Origin of the sequence: Exiguobacterium sp. s163 (genome assembly GCF_018617135.1) — a bacterium.
Classification (GTDB): Bacteria; Bacillota; Bacilli; order Exiguobacteriales; family Exiguobacteriaceae; genus Exiguobacterium; species Exiguobacterium profundum.
This window is the reverse complement of sequence record NZ_JACSJN010000001.1, coordinates 902,997-923,213: the sequence shown is the minus strand read 5'-3', so window position 1 is coordinate 923,213 and position 20,217 is coordinate 902,997. Positions and strand designations below refer to the sequence as shown.

General features: G+C 49.5%; 20 protein-coding genes. 9 read left to right on the top strand and 11 right to left on the bottom strand.

All coding sequences use genetic code 11. The annotated features are described in order from the left end of the window. Positions 1–3: 3 nt before the first annotated feature. The 4 genes from KNO71_RS04740 (at position 4) to KNO71_RS04725 (ending at position 3,446) form a co-directional block, all read left to right on the top strand. A complete protein-coding gene (locus KNO71_RS04740) occupies positions 4–1,005 on the top strand; it encodes a FecCD family ABC transporter permease (protein ID WP_168169872.1) in 1,002 nt (333 codons plus the stop codon). Beyond that, complete coding sequence (locus KNO71_RS04735; RefSeq protein ID WP_214686190.1) at positions 1,002–2,033, top strand: FecCD family ABC transporter permease; 1,032 nt, start codon at positions 1,002–1,004, stop codon at positions 2,031–2,033. Before KNO71_RS04740 ends, KNO71_RS04735 begins: the two co-directional genes overlap by 4 nt. After that, positions 2,034–2,870 carry an ABC transporter ATP-binding protein gene (locus KNO71_RS04730; RefSeq protein ID WP_214687506.1) on the top strand — a complete coding sequence of 279 codons (837 nt, stop codon included), beginning with the start codon at positions 2,034–2,036 and terminating at the stop codon, positions 2,868–2,870. A 177-nt stretch (positions 2,871–3,047) separates the two neighbouring features. Further along, on the top strand, positions 3,048–3,446 hold the full coding sequence (locus tag KNO71_RS04725) for a cytidine deaminase (RefSeq protein ID WP_012727277.1): 399 nt from the start codon (positions 3,048–3,050) through the stop codon (positions 3,444–3,446). Between the two features lie 32 nt (positions 3,447–3,478). Here the strand turns inward: KNO71_RS04725 and KNO71_RS04720 are convergent, their stop codons facing one another. After that, positions 3,479–4,423, bottom strand: a complete 945-nt coding sequence (locus KNO71_RS04720) for a M23 family metallopeptidase (protein ID WP_214687503.1) — start codon at positions 4,421–4,423, stop codon at positions 3,479–3,481. 99 nt (positions 4,424–4,522) lie between these two features. Between KNO71_RS04720 and KNO71_RS04715 the strand changes: the two genes are divergently transcribed. Continuing rightward, complete coding sequence (locus tag KNO71_RS04715) at positions 4,523–4,756, top strand: type II toxin-antitoxin system Phd/YefM family antitoxin (RefSeq protein ID WP_214687501.1); 234 nt, start codon at positions 4,523–4,525, stop codon at positions 4,754–4,756. A gap of 61 nt (positions 4,757–4,817) precedes the next feature. On the opposite strand, the gene KNO71_RS04710 is transcribed toward KNO71_RS04715, so the two are convergent. Continuing rightward, complete coding sequence (locus tag KNO71_RS04710; RefSeq protein WP_214687499.1) at positions 4,818–5,555, bottom strand: GntR family transcriptional regulator; 738 nt, start codon at positions 5,553–5,555, stop codon at positions 4,818–4,820. A 143-nt stretch (positions 5,556–5,698) separates the two neighbouring features. On the opposite strand from KNO71_RS04710, the gene KNO71_RS04705 reads away from it, so the two are divergent. From KNO71_RS04705 to KNO71_RS04700, 3 genes are all read left to right on the top strand, one after another. Then, positions 5,699–7,051, top strand: a complete 1,353-nt coding sequence (locus KNO71_RS04705; RefSeq protein ID WP_214685989.1) for a 6-phospho-alpha-glucosidase — start codon at positions 5,699–5,701, stop codon at positions 7,049–7,051. Positions 7,052–7,167: 116 nt separating this feature from the next. After that, positions 7,168–7,617, top strand: coding sequence for a PTS transporter subunit EIIC (locus KNO71_RS17605; protein WP_251025503.1), 450 nt, complete (start codon positions 7,168–7,170; stop codon positions 7,615–7,617). Continuing rightward, on the top strand, positions 7,598–8,677 hold the full coding sequence (locus KNO71_RS04700) for a PTS transporter subunit EIIC (RefSeq protein ID WP_251025504.1): 1,080 nt from the start codon (positions 7,598–7,600) through the stop codon (positions 8,675–8,677). Before KNO71_RS17605 ends, KNO71_RS04700 begins: the two co-directional genes overlap by 20 nt. Positions 8,678–8,715: 38 nt before the next feature. Here KNO71_RS04700 and KNO71_RS04695 read toward each other — a convergent pair whose 3' ends face one another. Next, a complete protein-coding gene (locus KNO71_RS04695; RefSeq protein ID WP_214685985.1) occupies positions 8,716–9,606 on the bottom strand; it encodes a helix-turn-helix transcriptional regulator in 891 nt (296 codons plus the stop codon). Between the two features lie 75 nt (positions 9,607–9,681). On the opposite strand from KNO71_RS04695, the gene KNO71_RS04690 reads away from it, so the two are divergent. Further along, complete coding sequence (locus tag KNO71_RS04690; RefSeq protein ID WP_214687497.1) at positions 9,682–10,221, top strand: dihydrofolate reductase family protein; 540 nt, start codon at positions 9,682–9,684, stop codon at positions 10,219–10,221. 64 nt (positions 10,222–10,285) lie between these two features. On the opposite strand, the gene KNO71_RS04685 is transcribed toward KNO71_RS04690, so the two are convergent. From KNO71_RS04685 to KNO71_RS04650, 8 genes are all read right to left on the bottom strand, one after another. Then, positions 10,286–11,020 (bottom strand): polysaccharide deacetylase family protein, encoded by a 735-nt coding sequence (locus KNO71_RS04685; protein ID WP_214685982.1) that lies wholly within the window; start codon positions 11,018–11,020, stop codon positions 10,286–10,288. Between the two features lie 53 nt (positions 11,021–11,073). Beyond that, on the bottom strand, positions 11,074–11,544 hold the full coding sequence (locus KNO71_RS04680; protein ID WP_251025506.1) for a GNAT family N-acetyltransferase: 471 nt from the start codon (positions 11,542–11,544) through the stop codon (positions 11,074–11,076). Between the two features lie 14 nt (positions 11,545–11,558). After that, complete coding sequence (locus KNO71_RS04675; protein WP_214685978.1) at positions 11,559–11,840, bottom strand: hypothetical protein; 282 nt, start codon at positions 11,838–11,840, stop codon at positions 11,559–11,561. A 119-nt stretch (positions 11,841–11,959) separates the two neighbouring features. Further along, on the bottom strand, positions 11,960–13,459 hold the full coding sequence (gntK, locus tag KNO71_RS04670; protein ID WP_214687493.1) for a gluconokinase: 1,500 nt from the start codon (positions 13,457–13,459) through the stop codon (positions 11,960–11,962). 16 nt (positions 13,460–13,475) lie between these two features. Next, on the bottom strand, positions 13,476–14,819 hold the full coding sequence (locus tag KNO71_RS04665; protein ID WP_214687491.1) for a GntT/GntP/DsdX family permease: 1,344 nt from the start codon (positions 14,817–14,819) through the stop codon (positions 13,476–13,478). 89 nt (positions 14,820–14,908) lie between these two features. Beyond that, positions 14,909–15,790 carry a phosphogluconate dehydrogenase (NAD(+)-dependent, decarboxylating) gene (gene gnd / locus KNO71_RS04660; protein WP_214685974.1) on the bottom strand — a complete coding sequence of 294 codons (882 nt, stop codon included), beginning with the start codon at positions 15,788–15,790 and terminating at the stop codon, positions 14,909–14,911. 250 nt (positions 15,791–16,040) lie between these two features. Next, entirely contained in the window at positions 16,041–17,246 is a 1,206-nt protein-coding gene (locus tag KNO71_RS04655) for an MFS transporter (RefSeq protein ID WP_214687489.1), read from the bottom strand. Positions 17,247–17,617: 371 nt separating this feature from the next. Then, positions 17,618–20,125, bottom strand: a complete 2,508-nt coding sequence (locus KNO71_RS04650) for an EAL domain-containing protein (RefSeq protein ID WP_353047644.1) — start codon at positions 20,123–20,125, stop codon at positions 17,618–17,620. Between the last annotated feature and the right edge of the window lie 92 nt (positions 20,126–20,217).

Sequence of the window (20,217 nt, the reverse complement as noted above, 5' to 3'; positions counted from 1 at the left end):
CAGATGCATACCCCGAAGTACTTCCCGCTCCTGTTAGTTGGGACGCTCGTACTGACGGTGCTATGCATCGTGGCATCCCTTGCCTTCGGCTCTCGAACAGTCGGGTGGAATGAACTGCTGGACGGTTTATTCCGTCCGGCTGTTCAGTCGTATGAGGCAGACATTGTCCGGGAGCGGGTCGTCCGGACAATTTTCAGTTTTATGTGTGGCGCAGCACTCGGTGTGGCGGGTGCACTCATGCAGTCGGTGACGCGTAACCCAATCGCTGACCCGAGTATTCTTGGGGTCAACACGGGAGCAGCGCTCGCCGTCGTCATTGGCATCGCATTCTTCAACATCGCGACGGCGAGTGCGTTCATCTGGTTTGCGCTCGTCGGGGCGCTATTGACGGCCATTTTCGTTTTCGGCATCGGTTCACTCGGAAGGGGAGGGGCGACCCCGCTCAAACTCGTCTTAGCGGGAGCGGCGACAAGTGCAGCACTATCGTCGCTCGTCATGGCGCTCATGATTCCACGCTCGAACGTCATGGATCAATTCCGTTTTTGGCAAGTAGGGAGTGTCGGTGCAGGAAATCTGGATTCGATTTATACCTTTTTACCGTTTCTTCTAATCGGTCTCGTGATTGCGGTCGTGACCGCACCTTCCTTGAACGCACTTGCGCTCGGGGAGGAGATGGCGAAGAGTCTTGGTGTTCGGACGGGGACATTGAAGTTGACCGCCTCGTTCGCAGGCGTGATTCTGTGTGGGGCGGCGACTGCACTCGCTGGACCGATTGGGTTTATCGGACTTCTCGCCCCACATTTGATTCGACTCGTGCTCGGTCCTGACCAACGCTACCTCATGCCGATGTCTGCCTTAGCAGGTGCCATCATCTTGACTTTCTCGGACGTCATCGGACGTTTGCTCGGAAGTCCAGGTGAACTTGAGGTCGGGATTGTGACGGCGTTCATCGGGGCACCGATCTTGATTCTATTGACAATGAAAGTGAAAGTAAGAGGACTATGATGCAACCAGCGATTGAACAAATCAGACAAGGTCGCATGAAGCGACGCCGTCGTTATGTCGGGATGACGATTCTTTTGACCATCATAGCGGTAGCATTGAGCGGGTTGATGCTCATGTTGGGCAATACGATTTATCCGGTTCAGGATGTCATCCGCGTCTTGCTCGGGGAAGACGTAAAAGGGGCGACGTTCGCCATTGAAGTATTGCGTCTACCACGTATGCTCGCTGGTGTCTTTGCCGGTGCAGCATTTGGTGCTGCGGGAACGATTTTCCAAACGATGCTTCGAAATCCGCTTGCCAATCCAAATGTCATCGGGATCACAACGGGGTCCAGTGCGGCGGCTGTCTTCTGTATCGTCGTCCTACAATCGAGTGAAGCGATAATCTCGATCGCTTCGATTATCGGAGGGCTCGTCACCGTGCTGGTCATCTATTTCCTATCAAAAGGGGCGGCTTTCTCCATCGGTCGTTTGGTGTTAGTTGGAATTGGGATTCAAGCGATGTTAACAGCCGTCATCAACTATTTACTGCTCATCAGCCGACAAAACGATGTCGCGATGGCGATGCGGTGGTTGACAGGAAGTTTAAATGGGGCGAAACTTGAAGAGTTGCCACCTTTAATCATCACGGTACTTATCTGTTTACCGATTGTACTGTTACTCACTCGTCAGCTTGAAATGCTCGAGCTCGGAGAAATGGCGGCGACAGGTCTTGGAATCAACACGAACCAGACCAGACTTCTGCTCATTGTGGCGGCAGTATTCATGCTCGCCCTTGCAACAGCGACAACGGGACCGATTGCGTTTATTGCCTTCTTGGCAGGGCCGATTGCCAAACGGCTCGTCGGAACGAGCCACGCGGGAATCTTGCCGGCAGCGCTTGTCGGAATCATTTTAGTACTAGCGGCCGACCTTGTCGGACAATTCGCCTTCACGGCACGCTATCCGGTCGGTGTCATCACCGGCATCATCGGCGCGCCTTATCTCTTATACTTGTTGATTCGGATGAACCAGAAAGGGGACTTCTAAATGGCATCCATTATGAAAGTGGAACATCTCACCTCGGGATACGAGGACAAGATGATTTTGAACGATATCAGCCTTGAAATTCCGAGCAATCAGATTAGCATCATCATCGGTGCGAACGGTTGCGGGAAGTCGACGCTTTTGAAGACGATGGCACGCCTTATCAAACCGAGTGCCGGTCAAGTGACGCTTTACGATAAGCCGATTTCGAAGATGGCACCGAAAAAGCTAGCGCGTGTCCTCGGGATGTTGCCACAGTCCCCGGTCGTACCAGAAGGGATTACGGTCGCCGATCTCGTCGGTCGTGGTCGTTACCCGCATCAATCCTTTTTAAAGGGCTGGACGAAAGCCGATTACGAAGCTGTCGCCGAGGCGATGGAGATGATGAATATCACGGAGTTCGCGGACCGTCCCATCGACGAGTTGTCAGGTGGACAGCGCCAACGTGTCTGGATTGCGATGGCACTTGCTCAACAGACAGACGTCCTCTTTTTAGACGAACCCACGACGTATCTCGATATCACATACCAGGTCGAGATTCTCGACTTGTTGACGGATTTGAACCGAAAGTACGGCACGACGATTGTCATGGTGCTTCACGATATCAATTTGTCGGCACGTTATGCGGACTATATCTTCGCACTTGATAAAGGGAAGTTGATCGCAGAAGGAAAGCCGTCGGACGTCATCACGTGTGATTTGATCCATCGTGTGTTCAACCTTCGCTGTTCGGTCATGTGTGATCCGGTATCCGGTTCACCGTCCGTGATTCCGATTGGTCGCCATCACGTGCAGACGGAAACGGAAGAAGCGCCCGTCGCACAGCTTGAATTGGTATAACTGCGTATAGACAGTCAAGAAGGGATGAGCGCTCCTTCTTTTTTGTTTATTCATGAAAGCGTTTGTAAAAAGTCATTGACTTCTCTTTGGGGTGGGTGTATGCTAAAAATCCTGCCCAAAATGAGAGGCATGGGGACTGGCATCAGTTCATTCGATATTTGAGAGGAATGACTTAAGATGAACCAACAACAATTAGTCGAGCGCGCACGCCAATTGAAGGACAATGCGTATTCACCATATTCGAAGTTCCGCGTCGGGGCGGCACTTCTCATGAAGGATGGTACGGTCATCGACGGCGTCAACGTCGAGAACGTCTCGTTCGGAGCAACGAACTGTGCAGAGCGCACAGCCATTTTCACAGCGGTCGCAAAAGGATACAAAAAAGGTGACTTCGAAGCGGTTGCCGTGTCTGGGGACACGGAAGACTTCTTGCCACCATGTAGTATCTGCCGTCAGGTCATGGTCGAGTTTGGCGATCCTGACTTCAAAGTACTTCTCACAAACGGCAACGCCGATGTGAAAGAAGTGACGCTTGGGGAGCTCGTCCCACTTGCGTTCACCGATTTGGATATGTGATGTTGGGCCCCTCAGATTTCTGAGGGGTTTTCTTATCCAAAAAAGCGAAAAAATAATCGCGGAATGGCTTGAACAATGTAAAGAAGCAGTTCTGAAAAATCGAGGGCTGCAATTCCATACGACCATCCCTCTTCCTCACGAGAGGTGACTACTTTTCCACGCACAGGTCGCAATCGACCTTTCCATCGAATCGGGAGGGCGGTCGCGCTGTCCACATCTGGGTGATTCATGACACGCATATGCAAGCGTGGCTCAGGTGTAATTCCGGAACGCCCACAGCGCCCAATCAACTGTTTGGTTTTGACCGTATCTCCCACATTCACGGCAATGGAACCATTCTCTAGATGGGCGAGAAGGCAATATTCATCGTTCGCATGTTGAATGATGACGTGATTACCGAATGGATGATCAGCATCTAGTTCGTCTGACAACCCATCCACGACTTGATGAATTGTCCCGTGTAATGGAGCAATCACTCGTTCTCCAAACGCATACGAGCCATCCATCCCGATTTTTCTACGATTGTAAGGTTGTTGCTCTTGTGTTTTCAAAAAGTCATAGCCATCACGCTTTTTTCGAGTTGGATCATGATGATACATTCCGAGGGTTGTCCCTTCTGAGACGACGAACCACTGCTCTTTGAATGGAAGGTGGTATTTGTTTTTCGTGAAAGGATTGGTCTCTTTTGAAGAGGATGTGACCGTCATCTGAATGGATTCAACCTGATTCACGCGATTGAATTGAACGGACAATAACTTTTCTTTTCGGAAATCCGACCACAATGCATACCGATTCCCGTTCAACATCATCTCATTGAGCAGACGATAGCGCCGAATTCCATGATGAAACGAAGACGCTTCGTGATGAAACATGGCCATGGAACAATGAGATTTGCAATAATCGGTCATTTGATGATAAATGTCATCGAACTGACCGTCTTTGAATAAGTGAATGAACTGTTTGTTCTGGTGATGCATGTGCATACCGCCTTTGTTGATGATTGATTGGTCTTTTATACGGATGTAGAAACATAGATGTTTCGTCATTCATAAAAAATCATAATATAATGGACATAAATGAGGAGTGATGTGAATGTCTACGGTTCCATACCGGAAAGCGAAAAAAAGTTGAACCACTTGCTTCATCAAGTATGTGAAAATGACGAGACGATTTTCATCTCGAAAGAAGGCAGGAAGAATGCTGTTATCATTTCTGAACGAGAATATAATAGCTTGTTAGAAACCATTTACCTGACGAGCAGTCCAAAAAATGCTGAGCGTCTATTTGAATCCCTAAGGCAGCTTGAATAGCATTAGTCTAATGTTGAAACATATGAGTTTGCATTAACAAACACCCAGTGAATCGTTGAATTCACTGGGTGTTTGTTGTTTCATGTCTTCGACCGGCACGGATGATAAAGCGATACTCTTCACTCTTGAAATACGTTTCGGTGAACTCAAAGCGATTGCCATCCATGAGAAACGAATAGAGTTCGACTTTGAGTATCGGTGTTCGATCGCTCACCTCGAGCATTTCAGCAATTTCTTTCGTCGGCAAGACCGGGATAAATTCCTGAACACTGTCTGCAATCTTCAGGTTTTTGACATTTTCAATGTAATCATACTTCGACCGTGTCATTACCTCATACGTTAAATCGGGAAATAATTGGAGTGGAAGATACGTATCTTCGACGATGAGCGGTTCTCCGTTCGCAAAGCGTAACCGGCGAATATAGTAGACAAGAGCGTCTTCATCAAGCTCGAGTATTTCCTTTATTTTTTCAGTCGGAGGTTGAACGGTGAAAGTAAGTACTTTACTCGTGACGTCCTTTCCTTCCCGTTTCATGTCTTCAGTGAAACTTTTTAATTCGTACATATTATGTTCAATCTTTTCGGATTGTACATATGTGCCGCTCCCTTGTCGTTTCCAAAGCAATCCTTCTTCTTGAAGTAGTTTGACGGCTTGTCGAACGGTGACTCGACTCGCTTTAAATTTCTCGACGAGTTGTGCTTCTGTCGGAATTGCTTCACCGGGCGCCCAATCGCCGGTCTCGATAAACGTGCGCATCTCCTGAGCAATCCGCTGGTATAGCGGAGATTTAGCTTTCATGTAGATAACCTCCTGATTGTATGCGTTCCTTACTCATAGTATACAAAAATAAAACGTTTTAAAAAAGGTGTTGACGGTTCAGATAATATGTATTAGATTTGTATTGTAATCAATTAGATATGTATTGAAAGGGGAACGCACACATGAAAACACCACAGCGTCTCGTAGTCGTCGGTGGAGGTAGTACGTACACAATCGGCATGATCATGAGTTTGATTAAGGAAAAAGAACACTTCCCACTTCGTTCTATCACGTTTTACGATACAGATGAATTACGTCAAGAACGTGTCGCGAAAGCGAGTGAAATCATCTTGCGTGAGCATTATCCAGAACTCGAGTCGTTCGAATATACGACGGACAAAGAATATGCTTTTAAAGATAAAGATTTCTTCTTCGTCCAAATTCGGACAGGTGGTTTGGAAATGCGCGAAAAAGATGAGCAGATTCCGCTTCGACATGGCGTGGTGGGACAAGAGACGTGTGGACCGGGCGGAATGTCATACGGGATGCGCTCAATCGGAGATATGATTGAACTCGTCTCTGACATTCGCACCGGCTCACCGAATGGCTGGATCTTAAACTATACAAACCCTGCTGCGATTGTCGCCGAGGCGCTCAAACGTGCTTACCCGGACGATCAAAAAATATTAAATATTTGCGATATGCCGGCAGCAATCATGGTGAGCTATGCGAAGATTCTCGGTAAAGAGATTTGGGATCTCGTTCCGGAATATTTCGGACTCAACCACTTTGGTTGGTTCACAGGTATCTTCGATAAAGAAGGAAATGAATTGACTGAAGATATCAAACGCGCCATTTTAGAAGACGGTTTCATCCCGGAAGATTCGGAGATTGCGAATGACCCATCTTGGATCAAGACGTTCAAACAAGTAGAGAAGATGCTGACGGATTTCCCGGAGTACTTACCGAACACGTACCTTCAATATTATTTATATCCATCTGACATGGCAGAAAAAGAAGATGTCACGAACACACGGGCACGGCAAGTAATCAACGGACGTCAAGAACGTGTCTTCTCGATGTGCGATCAGATTATTCAAGATGACTCGCTCGAAAATGTTCACCTTGAGGTCGATATCCACGGCTGCTATATGATTCGGGTCGCTGCTTCGCTAGCCTATAATAACGGTGATATTTTCATCGTCATGGTGAAAAATGAAGGGATTATTTCGAACCTGCCGGACGATGCGATGGTTGAAGTGCCTGCGATGCTTACCAATCGTGGACCGAAACCATTCGCAGTCGGAAAGATTCCTCGTTTTTACAAAGGAATGATTGAAGGACAGCTTGCTTACGAGCAACTTGTCGTCGACGCATACTTCGAAAACAGTTATGAGAAGGCACTTCAGGCGTTGACACTAAATCGTACAGTCATCGATGCACCAATAGCTCGTCGAATCTTAGATGATTTGATTGAGGAAAACAGAACGTACTGGCCGGAATTAAAATCGGGCGAGACAGTAGCAATACGGTAACTAGAGAGGGGAGGCAATCCCCTTTCTCATTGTTCAGATTGATAACGCTTACAAGATGAGGAGTGAATCGAATGAGTCAATAGTTTGGAGTTTTTCAAAAGTTTGGAAAGGCGCTCATGGTACCGGTCGCTTTATTACCGGCTGCCGGAATTTTGCTAGGACTAGGTGCGGCACTCACGGGACCATTAGCCGAAAGCTGGACGTTTTTACAGAATGGAACAGTAGAAGCGATCAGTGCTGGAATGTTACAAATTGGTCTTAGTATTTTTGCGAACTTACCAATCATTTTTGCAATCGGGGTCGCAGTTGGTTTGTCAGGAGGATCAGGGATTGCCGCACTCGCAGCACTCGTCGGATATGTCATTATGAATACGACAATTTCAATCTCCCTCGGCATCACGGCAGAAATGGCTGCCGAGAGTGGAGAATATGGCATGTTACTCGGTATTCCTTCCCTTGAAACCGGTATACTCGGAGGGATTGCGGTCGGGTTGCTCGCAGTATGGGTGTATAAAAAAGTTCCATACGTTCAATCCACCAGAAGTGTTGGGATTCTTTGCAGGTGATCGTTCTGTCGGAATTGTAATGGTCTTCTTCTCGATTTTACTTGGATTTGTCATGATGCTCATCTGGCCGCCAATCCAATCGACACTCACTTCAATGGCAAACGTCATCGCGAGTGATGCGACCAATCCTGCATATGTTGGGTTATATGGAATGTTGGAACGATTATTGATTCCGACAGGATTACACCACATTTGGTATGCCCCGTTCCTCTGGACATCTCTCGGTGGAACGGCAACGGTCGGTGATGCGGTCGTGAACGGTGATCAGTATATTTTCCTCGCTCAAATCGCGGAAGGTGTCGAAGTGACGGCGGGACGTTTCATGTCTGGTAAGTTCCCAATCATTATGTTCGGTTTACTCGGGGCGGCGCTTGCGATGTATCGTCAGGCTGACCCAGACAAACGTCCTGTCGTTCGAGGCTTATTGATTGCAGCAGCCGGTACAGCTTTTCTAACAGGAATCACAGAACCGATTGAATTCACTTTCTTATTCGTGGCACCTATCCTTTATGTCATCCATAGTGTGTTGACGGGGATTTCCTTTGCGCTCATGTATGCGCTCGACACACATATCGGTTGGGCTGGAGGATCAGGGTTGATTGACTATATTTTAGTGAACGTCTTACCAGGAACACCACGCTGGTGGATGAATGTCGTCGTCGGCATTGGTTTCTTCATCGTTTACTATAGTATCTTTACTTTCGCTATCAAGAAGTGGAATTTGGCAACACCAGGGCGTGGCGGACAAGAAGCGAAACTGTTTACGCGTAAAGACTACAATGATAAAAAGTCAGGTCAATCAGTGATTCAAACGACAGCACTTGCGATTGAAGAGGCACTTGGGGGACGAGAGAACATCCGTGATATCGATGCATGCTTCACACGACTTCGTGTTGAAGTAAGTGATGTTTCTCAAATCAATGAGGATGAACTAAAAGCACTCGGAGCAGCTGGAGTCGTCAAAGTGAAAAATAACATTCAAGCGATTTTTGGAGGTCGCTCTGATTTATACAAAAACGAATTGCTACGTATTCATAAGGAAATGGATGAAGCAAATTGAAATCGGGCTCAACCGCATGGGTTGAGCCTTTTCAGTTTTCATACGTATAATGTTACAAGACGTTCCGCATGCTCCTTCATCATCTCCCGCAACGCATGCGGTGCCTTGACCTTCACTTCGGCTCCGGCCTTCAACAGCTGTCTCGACAAAAACGGCAGCTCTTCTTTAGGTACGTCCCATTCATTCTTCTCTTCGATATCGGGTAATACATCTTCAAGTAAACGACGACCGAGTGACGTCAGCTCGAGTTGAACGGTCACACCGCCCCGTTCATCACTTCTCTGAAGCAAGGTCACCAAATCCTCGGACTCGAACGATTCCTCGAGCACTTGGACCGCTTCGATGCGATCAATCCGATATTGACGGAATCCGAGTTCGGAGAGCCCGAAGACATACCACTTTAAGTCAAGGAGTGCCATACCGACCGGTGCGATGGGGAACGTACGTGATCCGTTCGTCGATCGATACGTCATCTCGATCTTGTTTTTGCGCTCGACCGCCTGATAGATGTCCTTTGTGAACGGCGCTTTTGGAATTTGTTTGTTTCCAAGCCAGAGAATGTTTCGCTCCAATCGTCGAATTTTCGACTCTACGTCATGTGGTAACTCATTCACGTACCAATCGGACAACGTACTTCGTATGTCCCCGAACGGCACATCAGGAATGTGTTCCATCCATTTGAGCGTGAGATAGAGTGCGACGGCTTCTTGTTCGCGGAGATGGAGCGGGGGCAATAAACGATTCGGCAACATTTCATAGCCGCCCCCAGTTCCAGGAACACTCCAAATCGGATAACCGAGTTCTTCGAGCGAGAGCATATCCCGTTGAATCGTCCTAATGGAGGCGCCTGTCTCTTGGGCCAGTTCTTCCGCCGTGAAACGTCGTCCGCGATTGAGTAGCCGAATCAGTTGCAAGTGTCGTTTTTTCATATCTACCATTCCCGTCATCTTTTGTCGTGTTTGTTCGTTAAGCTGAATGTATCACGAATCAAGGAGGAACACATGATGCCGAATGTTGTGTTATATATTGCGATGAGTTTAGACGGAAAGATTGCCCGGTCGAACGACCAACTCGATTGGTTGTTCGCTGTAGAGGGGGATGGGGACAACGGCTATGCTGATTTTTTCAAGACCGTTGGTGCTGTCATCATGGGACGGAAGACGTATGAGGAAGTATTGAAGTTAGAACAAGGAGAGTATCCGTATCCAGACATCCCGAACTACATTTTGACACGTCAGGCTGACCGTGAGGCCGAGCATGTCACATTCACGGACGAACCAATCAAAGAACTCATCAATCGGTTAAAGCAAGAAGTTGATCAAGATATTTGGCTCATCGGCGGGGGAGAAGTCATCAAAGCCGCGATGGAACATGATTTGATTGACCGCTATGAGATTGCGATTGCGCCGGTCGTGTTAGGAGGGGGAATCCCTCTTTTCCTAGAAGGCACGAAAGAAACGAAGCTTCGACTGACGAGTCACCACGCCTCCGGTCAATTTGTGATGGTGACCTATGAACGACAAATGAGCATCGAGTCCACATAAGGGCTCGATTTTTTATAATTCATCTCATTGTATAAAAACTGCAGACCATTAAGATGATCTGCAGTCATGGGGTCGCTCGTTCGCTTAAATGCGGTTCCCATACATCAGAAAAGTTGTGAACCGGTTGGACACCCTCTAACGTACGGAATTCATAATCTCGTTCTTTCGCATAACGAATGATTGTATCGAGTGCTTTCGGCGTCATCGAGTGATCGTGCGCTAAAATAATCGAAGCAATATTGGCGGCGCGATTCGCTTCGAGTCGGTCGAATACACGTTGCTCGACACGGGCATTGTCTTTCTTATACACATGGTCGAGACTACCGACGTTCCAGTCCCAAATCTCAAAACCGGCATCGGTCATCGCCTGCCAGTGTGCGGGTGACATGCCGGCGTCGCTCCCATAAATGGTGCGGGCCATGTTCGTATGAATGCCGGTCACTTCATAGATAAGTGCTTGTACTTCCTGCATCTGAAGCACGGCCGTCAACGGTGTTTCATAAAATTCATCCCGGTCGTGTCGCATCCCGTGTAAGGCAATCAAATGACCTTCCGCAATGATGCGGTGAAGCAGATGCTCATTTCCTTCGATGTTCTTTCCGAGGATGAAGAAGGTTGCCTTCACTTGATGTTTCTTCAAGACATCGAGTAGCTTTCCCGTTTTCCAGTTCGGTCCATCATCGAGCGTCAAATAGATGAGACTCGGGTCGTTATAGGCCTTCGGCTCCGGAATCGCAGCCTGTGACAAAGACCCAATCAGTAGAAAAATCGACATGAGCAAAAGAACGCGTTTCATCATTCCATTCAAAACTCCCTCAAATCAAAACCAAGCGACATGTGATACATACTTTATCATATGTTGGAGACATCGAGACGATAAATCTGTTCGTCAAGCTCTGTCTCGAAAAAGGTGAAGTTCAATTTCTTCAATAGCGCGATGGATGCCGCGTTCGTCCCAAGCACACCGGCTTTGAACTCTTTCGCTCCTTGGTAAGTCAAGTGACGAATCAATTCCGACATCACTTCAAATGCATAGCCTTGCCGAGCGCGCGTAGGGGTAATCGTGTAGCCGATCCAATACGTCATACCTTCTTGCTGGATATACACGTCCCCAATCAATTCATCGGTCGCTTGGTCGATGATGGCGAGTTGCATGCCGTGTTGAAGTGATTGTGCGCCGATTAGGGCGTTCTCGTATTCTTCAAAGCTGAGTCCTTTGAATGACTGATCTTTCATCCAATCCAAGTCATTCCGGTAAATCATGAATGATTCGATGTCTTGGCGTTCGAATGGGCGGATGAGGCAACGGGTTGTCGTGATCATGGTTGTCTTACCATTCAAACCAACTTCTTTTCTTTTTTGAAAAGACCAATCAATAGCAACGCCAGACCACTCAAGAAAATCACAGGGAAAATAAACCACATGATCAATCCAGCCCATCCGTTCTGTACACTGATTGCGTACGAAAGGCCGATGGAAAACGCTAAGGCTGGTGATATAGGAATCATAAGAGCGATTCCCCATATTTTCAATTTTGTGTTTCGTGCTTCGCCGGTACTGAACCAATATGCCACGAATGCACCTAGACCTGCGATGAGATATCCGATTGCAATCGCCATTTAATCAATCCCTTCTTAAAAATATCGACAGCTTAACCTCGCACGTACTTTCCATATACGTTAAGAAATCTCCTGTCACGCTTCAAAAAAAACGAGCCCTCGAAGGACTCGGTTTGACATTATACATGCTTCCGCTGAAACGCTGAAATCGCTTCATACTCTTCAGACAAATGGCGCGATAAGCGAATGTAGATCGGCAAAAGTTCACGATACACATTCGTCGCTTCCATGTCCGGTGTATGCTCATGGGTCACTTGCGGTACTTCTTGGAACTCCTCGATGTCCCCGAAAGCGTATTCCCCGAGCATGACAGCCCCGAGACATGAACTCTCATGACTCTCCGGCACGACGACCGGTGTATCAAAGATGTCTGCCATCATCTGACGCCAGAGGCTCGACTGGGCAAAGCCCCCCGTCGCATGGATGCGGTTCGGGGCGCCCGTCAACTCATCGAGTGCGAGCATGACCGTATAGAGGTTAAAGATGACTCCTTCCAATACGGCACGGATGAAATGTTCGCGCTTATGGTGAATGCTGAGCCCGAAAAATGAACCGCGGGCGTTTGAATCCCAGAGCGGAGCCCGTTCACCCATCAAATACGGATGGAACAACAGTCCGTCGGCACCCGGTTTGACCGTCTCGGCGATTCGTGTCAACACATCGTACGCGTCGATCCCGAGTCGTTTCGCCGTCTCGACCTCACTTGCTGCGAACTCGTCACGGAGCCAGCGGAGGATGATGCCGCCGTTATTGACCGGTCCACCAATCACCCAATGCTTGTCCGTCAGCGCATAACAGAAGATGCGACCTTTCGGATCTTCGACCGGTTCCGAGACGACCGTTCGGATGGCGCCGCTCGTCCCAATCGTCACGGCGACGACACCTTGTTCGAAGGCACCGACCCCGAGGTTCGAGAGCACGCCGTCGCTTGCCCCAATCACGAGGGGGAAGTCCCAGCCGAGCGTTTCGGTCACGTCAGGCGTCACTTGTAAAATCTCTGTCGTCGGGACGAGTTCAGATAAACGATCTGAAGTCACACCAGCGACTTCAAGTGCTTCCGTGTCCCAATCTCGTTGTTTCAGATTGAACAGTCCTGTCGCTGAAGCGATGGAATGGTCGACGACGAAGCGTCCCGTCAACCGATAGAAGACATATTCTTTGATGGAGACGAACTTGTCCGTCCGGGTAAAGACGTCAGGGTACTCCGCTTTCAACCAGCGCAATTTGGACAGCGGTGCCATCGGATGAACCGGGGTGCCGGTACGCATATGGAGGGCGCTCGCATCAAAGTTGCGTTTGATTTCTTGCGTATACGGATTCGCCCGACTGTCGGCCCACGTGATGCTGTTCGTGAGCGGACGTCCTGCCGCATCGAGCGCAATCAAACTATGCATCGCCGAGCTGAACGATGCGAAGCGAATCGGACCGTCCGCTTTGGCACGGACCGCCGAGACGGCTTCAAGTACGGCCCCGTAGATGACGACCGGGTCTTGCTCGGCCGTCTCCGTATCGGGCGTGAGAAGCGGATACAACACGTTATGTACCGCCAGTTGTTGATGACCGTTGAACAGGACGGCTTTCGTACTCGTCGTCCCGATATCGACCCCAATCGTAAACACACAATCACTTCCTAACTTAGATGATAAATAGGCTAATCAAGAACACGACGGCGAAGCCGGTGAGTCCGATAATCGTTTCCATGATCGTCCATGACTTGAGCGTGTCTTTCACGTCGAGACCGAAGTACCGGTTGACGAGCCAGAAGCCCGAGTCGTTGACGTGCGAGAGGACGGTCGCCCCTGAAGCGATGGCGATGACGATCAAACCGAGTGCCGCGCCCGTGATGTTTTGGATTTCAAGTAATGGCGTGATGAGTCCGGCCGCTGTGACCATAGACACCGTTGCCGACCCTTGGGCGACACGGACGACCGTCGCGATCAAGAAGGCGAGGACGATTGCCGGAAGTGGTGAACCGGCCATCATTTCACCGAGCACGTCACCGACACCAGAGTCGATGAGTACTTGTTTGAACACACCACCGGCCCCCGTGACGAGGATGATGATTCCGGCTGGCTCGAGTGCTTTCGTTGCGATCTCTTGTACTTCGTCACGTGAATAGCCACGACGTGTCCCGAGGAAGACGAACGTGAGGAGCGTCGCAATCGTCAAGGCAACGAATGGATGTCCGAGGAACGTCAAGAAATCACGGACAGCGTTGCCTTCGTTCAAGAGAACCGCTGAGAGCGTGTTCGCTAAAATCAACACAAGTGGGATCAAGATGAGCGACAAGATCATTTTGAAACTTGGTAGTTCTTTCGATGTATCGATTTCTTCAAATTCCATGTAATCCGGAATCGTCACATGAATTTTCTTAGCAATATACTTCCCAAAAACCGGACCGGCTAAAATCATGGCCGGAATCCCAGCGAGGACACCGAACAAGATGACCCAACCGAGGTCGGCACCGATCAAGTTCGCAACAGCGATTGGACCAGGTGTCGGCGGGATGAAGCTGTGTGTGACCGCGAGACCCGCAAGGAGCGGAATCCCATAGTAAAGAAGCGAGCGTCCCGTCTTTTTTGCGAGACCGTATACGATTGGAACGAGAATGATAAAACCGACATCAAAGAAGACCGGGACGGCGACGATGAATCCGGTAATCCCGAGCGCCCATTGTGCCTTGTCTTCCCCGAACTTGCTGACGAGTGTCTGGGCAAGACGTTCCGCGCCACCCGATACTTCAAGCATCTTCCCGAACATCGCGCCAAGACCGACGACGACGGCGACGAAGCCGAGCGTTCCACCCATCCCGTTTTGGATGGAGGCGATGACATCCCCGAGTGGCATGCCGGCTGCGACCCCGACGATTAAACTGACAAGTAACAACGAAACGAATGCATGAAGCTTTGTGCGAATGACCAAAAATAAGAGCAAGAAGATCCCGGCTAAGGCGATCAAAATAAGTGTTGAGCCAGACATTGAGTATTCCCCCTAAATTCCGAATATGTAACCGTTTACAGTTCCTAGCAAAGGAAAAGGCCATATCCCCGTGACCTTTTCCACAGATGTTACTTCTTGACGACCGCGTGGCCACCGAACTCGTTGCGGAGCGCGGCGACGACTTTTCCTGAGAACGTGTCGTCTTCGAGTGAACGGTAGCGCATCATGAGCGACAGGGCGATGACCGGTGCCGCGGCTTGAAGGTCGAGCGCCGTCTCAATCGTCCATTTACCTTCACCGGATGAATGCATGACCCCGCGAATCTCATCGAGCTTCGCATCTTTCTTGAAGGCATTCTCTGTGAGTTCCATGAGCCAAGAACGTACGACCGACCCGTGATTCCATACACGAGCGACTTTTTCATAGTCATAGTCGAACGGGCTCTTCTCCAAGATATCGAATCCTTCGGCGATCGCCTGCATCATCCCGTACTCGATGCCGTTATGGATCATCTTCAAGAAATGACCGCTTCCGGCAGGACCTGTATACAAGTAGCCGTTCTCGACAGACAGATCTTTGAAGATTGGTTCAATCGTTGGCCACGCCTCCGCGTCACCCCCGACCATCGTACAGGCACCGTTTCGTGCCCCGTCCGTGCCTCCGCTCGTCCCGCAATCGAAGAATTTGATCTCTTTCTCGGCGAACTGTTCGGCGCGTGCGACCGAGAGTTTGTAGTTCGAGTTCCCGCCGTCGATGACGATGTCGCCGGGTTCGAGGCGCTCATATAGTTCAGCGAGTACCGCTTCGGTGACGTCGCCGGCAGGGACCATCGTCCAGATGACGCGTGGCGTAGACAATTTGTTCACGACATCTTCGAGCGTCGGCACGATGGAGAACGCGTCCGAAGTGACATTCCCGACGTCCGTCCCGACGACCGTGTGTCCGTGGTCGCTCAAGTTGAGTGCCAAGTTGTATCCCATCTTACCTAAACCAATCAAACCAATTTCCATATTGTCACCCCTGAAAAAGAATTTTTTTCCGTCTCTAGATTTATCATATCAAAATAAATTCGACTTACAAGTCTAATGACGGAATTTTTTTCGAGTAATGCAAAAAAAGCGTCCCGGCTTAATTCGTAGGCGGGACGACGGACAGGCACTCTTATATAGATACAAGAACGAACGATCAATCTTTGAGAGTGAATAAAATTCCCGAAATGCGATACAAGCGTTGATTAGTAATAAAGTGATTGCGGTAACCCTAAGACGAAACTTTCATTTGGTTCAGCTTGTCAAATAGCTTCGCATACAGCCCCATACCGATGAGTGCCGACAGCAAGATGAGTGTGAACACAGCGAGAGGGGAGAGAAATCCTGATGCAAATACCGTCACCGGTGCGAGGAACTTGCCGATTGTGTTTTGGAGCGTATCGGTCGCGAGGTATTGTCCACGTGACTCGATTGGTGCATAGTGACTAACGAAACTCTGACTGACGGGAGAACGAATCAGCTCCCCGAACGTGAACATGGTCGTGACGATGAGCAAGTACCAGATATTTGATGAGAAGGCGACGAGAAACGTCCCGAAACCTCCTAGGAAAGTCGACAATAGTAAAACACGCCGTTCGTCCCACGCCCGAAACACACGTGTGACAGGAATGATGAAGACGACGAACAAGAGGCCGTTATATGCAACGAGCCAGCCGAATAAGACTGTATTCGAGACGTTGAACGTGGCCGGAGTTTGTTCAATCAAATAGACAGGTAAATACACGTCTAGTTGCATGATTGGGATTAAGGCGAATACGCCAGCAATCAGATAGAGGCGGAAAAGCGGGTCAATCAAAATCGTCGCATACGACCGCCCTTGGGTGAAAAATGTCGTTGCGACCGTCTTCTCGGTCGAGACCGGTCGTGTCTCACTGGTTAGAACCGCGAGCAAACCCCCGTAACCAAAAAGAACAAGGGCGCAGCCGAGGAGGAGCGCCTGACGATACTCGAAAAAGAGGACCGCACCAAGAAGCGGACCGAGAACAGCACCGATATTGTTCGAAGCCATAAACGTCGCGAATACATTCCGTAAATGTTCAGTCGGAACGAGGTCGGCGACCATCGCCGAGCTGGCCGGTTTGTAGATGGCACCCATAAAACCGATGCTGATGTAGGTGATGTAATCGACATAGGCGTTCGTTGATAAAGCGAAAACGAGGAATAGGAAACCTTGTGAGAACGTCCCGGCGAGCATGACGGGGCGGCGACCAATCTCATCTGCAAGCGAACCGCCAATCAAGCTGCCGACTAGCAGGAACAACGGTGGCACGGCCATGAGTAGTCCGGCTAGCTCGACACCGAGCGTCCGGGCGAAATAGACGGTGATGAATGGAAAGTACATCCAAAACAAGAGGTTGAATAAGCCTTCGCCGAATAAGCGAACTTTCAGATTGAGGTCCCAACGGTATAATTCCATAGATATGCTCCTTTCAAGAGTCTCTCTTTAATGTAAGAGGTCGTGGAGAGAAAGAATAGACTTATGTTGCGGGATTTGCTAGACTAAAAATAGAAAAAGCGAATATATAGGCGCTTGTTTGCGTTGTACTATAAAACGAACGTATGTTTGTAAAATGACCTCCGATATAATCATCGGAGGTCATTTTTATTGTGTCGTCTTCATCGATTTAAAGCTATGGGCGAAAGATCACTCAAATAGTTCGTCATTTTCAGGCAACAATTTTCCAATCATTGAGAGGTGTCGGGTAACCTTTGCGCATTGCTCGGTGTGACTCAGCGATCGTCAAAATCCTAATAAAAAATCGACCCCCGTCACGGAGGTCGAACGAATTAACTTGATGATGCTTTCTTATATTGTTGGAAGAAGACTTCGATTTCTTCCGCCGGCAAAGGACGATTGTAGAAATATCCTTGTGCCTGGTTACATGATTCGGCTTTCAGAAAAGCGACTTGATTCTCGGTCTCGACCCCTTCCGCAATGACGTTCAAATCGAGCTCGTGCGCCATGCGGATGATCGTTTTGACGAGGGCAGCGTCTTTCTCGTCACTTTCGATGTTCTTCGTGAAGTGCTGGTCGATCTTCAGCGTATCAATCGGGAACAGCTTCAAGTAACTGAGTGATGAATAACCGGTCCCGAAGTCGTCGATGGAGAGGTGGACGCCGAGGGCGACGAGCTCATGCATCGTCTCGATGGCGCGGTCTGCACTTTGGATGACGCTCTCGGTCAACTCGAGTTCTAAATACTGCGCGTCGAGACCTGATGAGTCGAGTGCGCGGCTGACGACTTCCGGCAAGTCTTTTTGAGCGAACTGAATGGCCGAGATGTTGACGGCGACCCGAAACGGGGGAATGCCCGCATCTTGCCACGCCTTGTTTTGGCGACACGCCTCATTCAAGACGAACTCGCCGAGGCGATGGATGCTTCCCGTCTCTTCGGCAATCGGAATGAACTCGCCAGGCGAAATCATCCCGAGGTCTGGATGATTCCAGCGGACGAGTGCTTCCATACCAATGACCATTTCTGTCTCTAGCTGGATCTGCGGTTGATAGTGGACGGTGAACTCGCCACGTCCAATCCCTTTCCGGAGTGCCATCGACAAGTTCGAACGACGGGAAACGGACTCGTTCAGTTCGTTTGTGAAGAACTGATAGCCGTTCTTGCCGTCGGCCTTCGCCCGGTACATAGCGATGTCAGCGTTTTTGATTAAATCCTCTGCCGTATCCCCGTCGGATGGATGGAGACTGATCCCAATCGAGGCACCGGTGAACACTTCCTCGTTCTCGAGTTCGAACGGAGGATGGAGGATGTTGATGAGCTCCTGCGCACGATGGGCCGCGAGGTTACTTTTCGTATGTGGCGACAAGATGATAAACTCATCTCCGCCGAGACGGGCGAGCGTGTCCGACTTTTGAATCGTCGATTGGATGCGGGTCGTCACTTGTTTCAAGAATTGGTCGCCGATCGAGTGGCCGAACCGGTCGTTGATGACCTTGAAGTTGTCCAAGTCGATATAGTATAAGGCGAACGATTCTTGCTGGGACTGACCGAGTAGCGCGTCGAGTCGGTCGCTGAATAGACGACGGTTCGGGAGACCGGTGAGCGGGTCCAAATAGACGAGGTCGTTGATTTGAGCCTCGATTCGTTTCCGTTCACTGATGTCACGGATAATGCTACTGAAGAAGATGCCCTTGTCCGTCTTCCACGTTCCGAGTGACATCTCGATTGGCACTTCGACACCGTCTTTTCGTAATCCGATGAGCTCGACCGTTTGACCGATGACGCGTTTTTCACCTGTCGCTTCATAACGCTTCATCCCGCGCTCGTGCGCATCTCGGAATCGTTCCGGAATGATGGCGACAATCGATTGCCCGATCATCTCGTCATACGTATATCCGAACAAGTCGGTCGCCCCTTGGTTCCACTGAAGGATGGTGCGATTGTGATCGGCGACAATGATGGCATCCGAGGCAGATTCGATGATGGATTCGAATTTTAATTCTAGTTCTTCCGACTGTGCCTCGAGTTGTGATGCCGTCCGGAGCGAGATGTACATCAAGATGAATAGTGTCATGACGCTCGCCGCAATGACATAGGCGAGTAGGGTGCTGTCGACGGCATAGTCGCTGACCGGTTTGGCCGCACCTTCCATCGGGGTGAAACGGGCTGCGCCCATCCCGACATAATGCATACTAGAAACGGCAACCCCAATCAAGACCGAACTGGCTAGACGGCGCCAATGGAATCGCGAGACGTTTGGGATATAAAAGAGAATATATAGTCCGACGAGCGACGCAACGAAGGCGACCATGGCAGATGCAATCCACATGATGGGGTCGTATGTGAGGATGGCGTTCATTTGCATCGCTTCCATCCCGATGTAATGCATGGAGACGATGCCGACGCTAATCAAGAAGGCACCGAAGACGAGCTGGATTGGTCGTGTCTCCGGATGGCTGATCATCCAAAAGGCAAGTCCGGAAGCGACGACGGCCGGCACGATGGATAATAGTACGATGCCGAGATGGTACGTCACATCATCGTGCAAGTGAAACGCCAGCATACCGATGAAGTGCATGGCCCAAATGCCGAGACCGAGGCTGAAGGCACCAGCGACGACCCACCTGAGTCGCGAGGCGTGCTTCGCATATTTCAAACGACTGCTAATATCGAGAGCGACACCGGCAGCGAAGATGGCGACAGCGATGGAAAGAATGACGAGTGTGAAGTTATATGAGCTACTCAGGTGATGTTCGATGAGAAACAGTCCTTTCAATTTCAAATGGTACAAAGAATGAATGAAAAAGTGCTTTATTAGAGTAGCACACTCGGGAATCACGCTTCTTGCCTACTTTTGTAAGGTGGGTCAATCATTTGCATGAATCACACATTGCGGAATTTTTTTCGAAACGGTATCGTTAGATGAAGAAG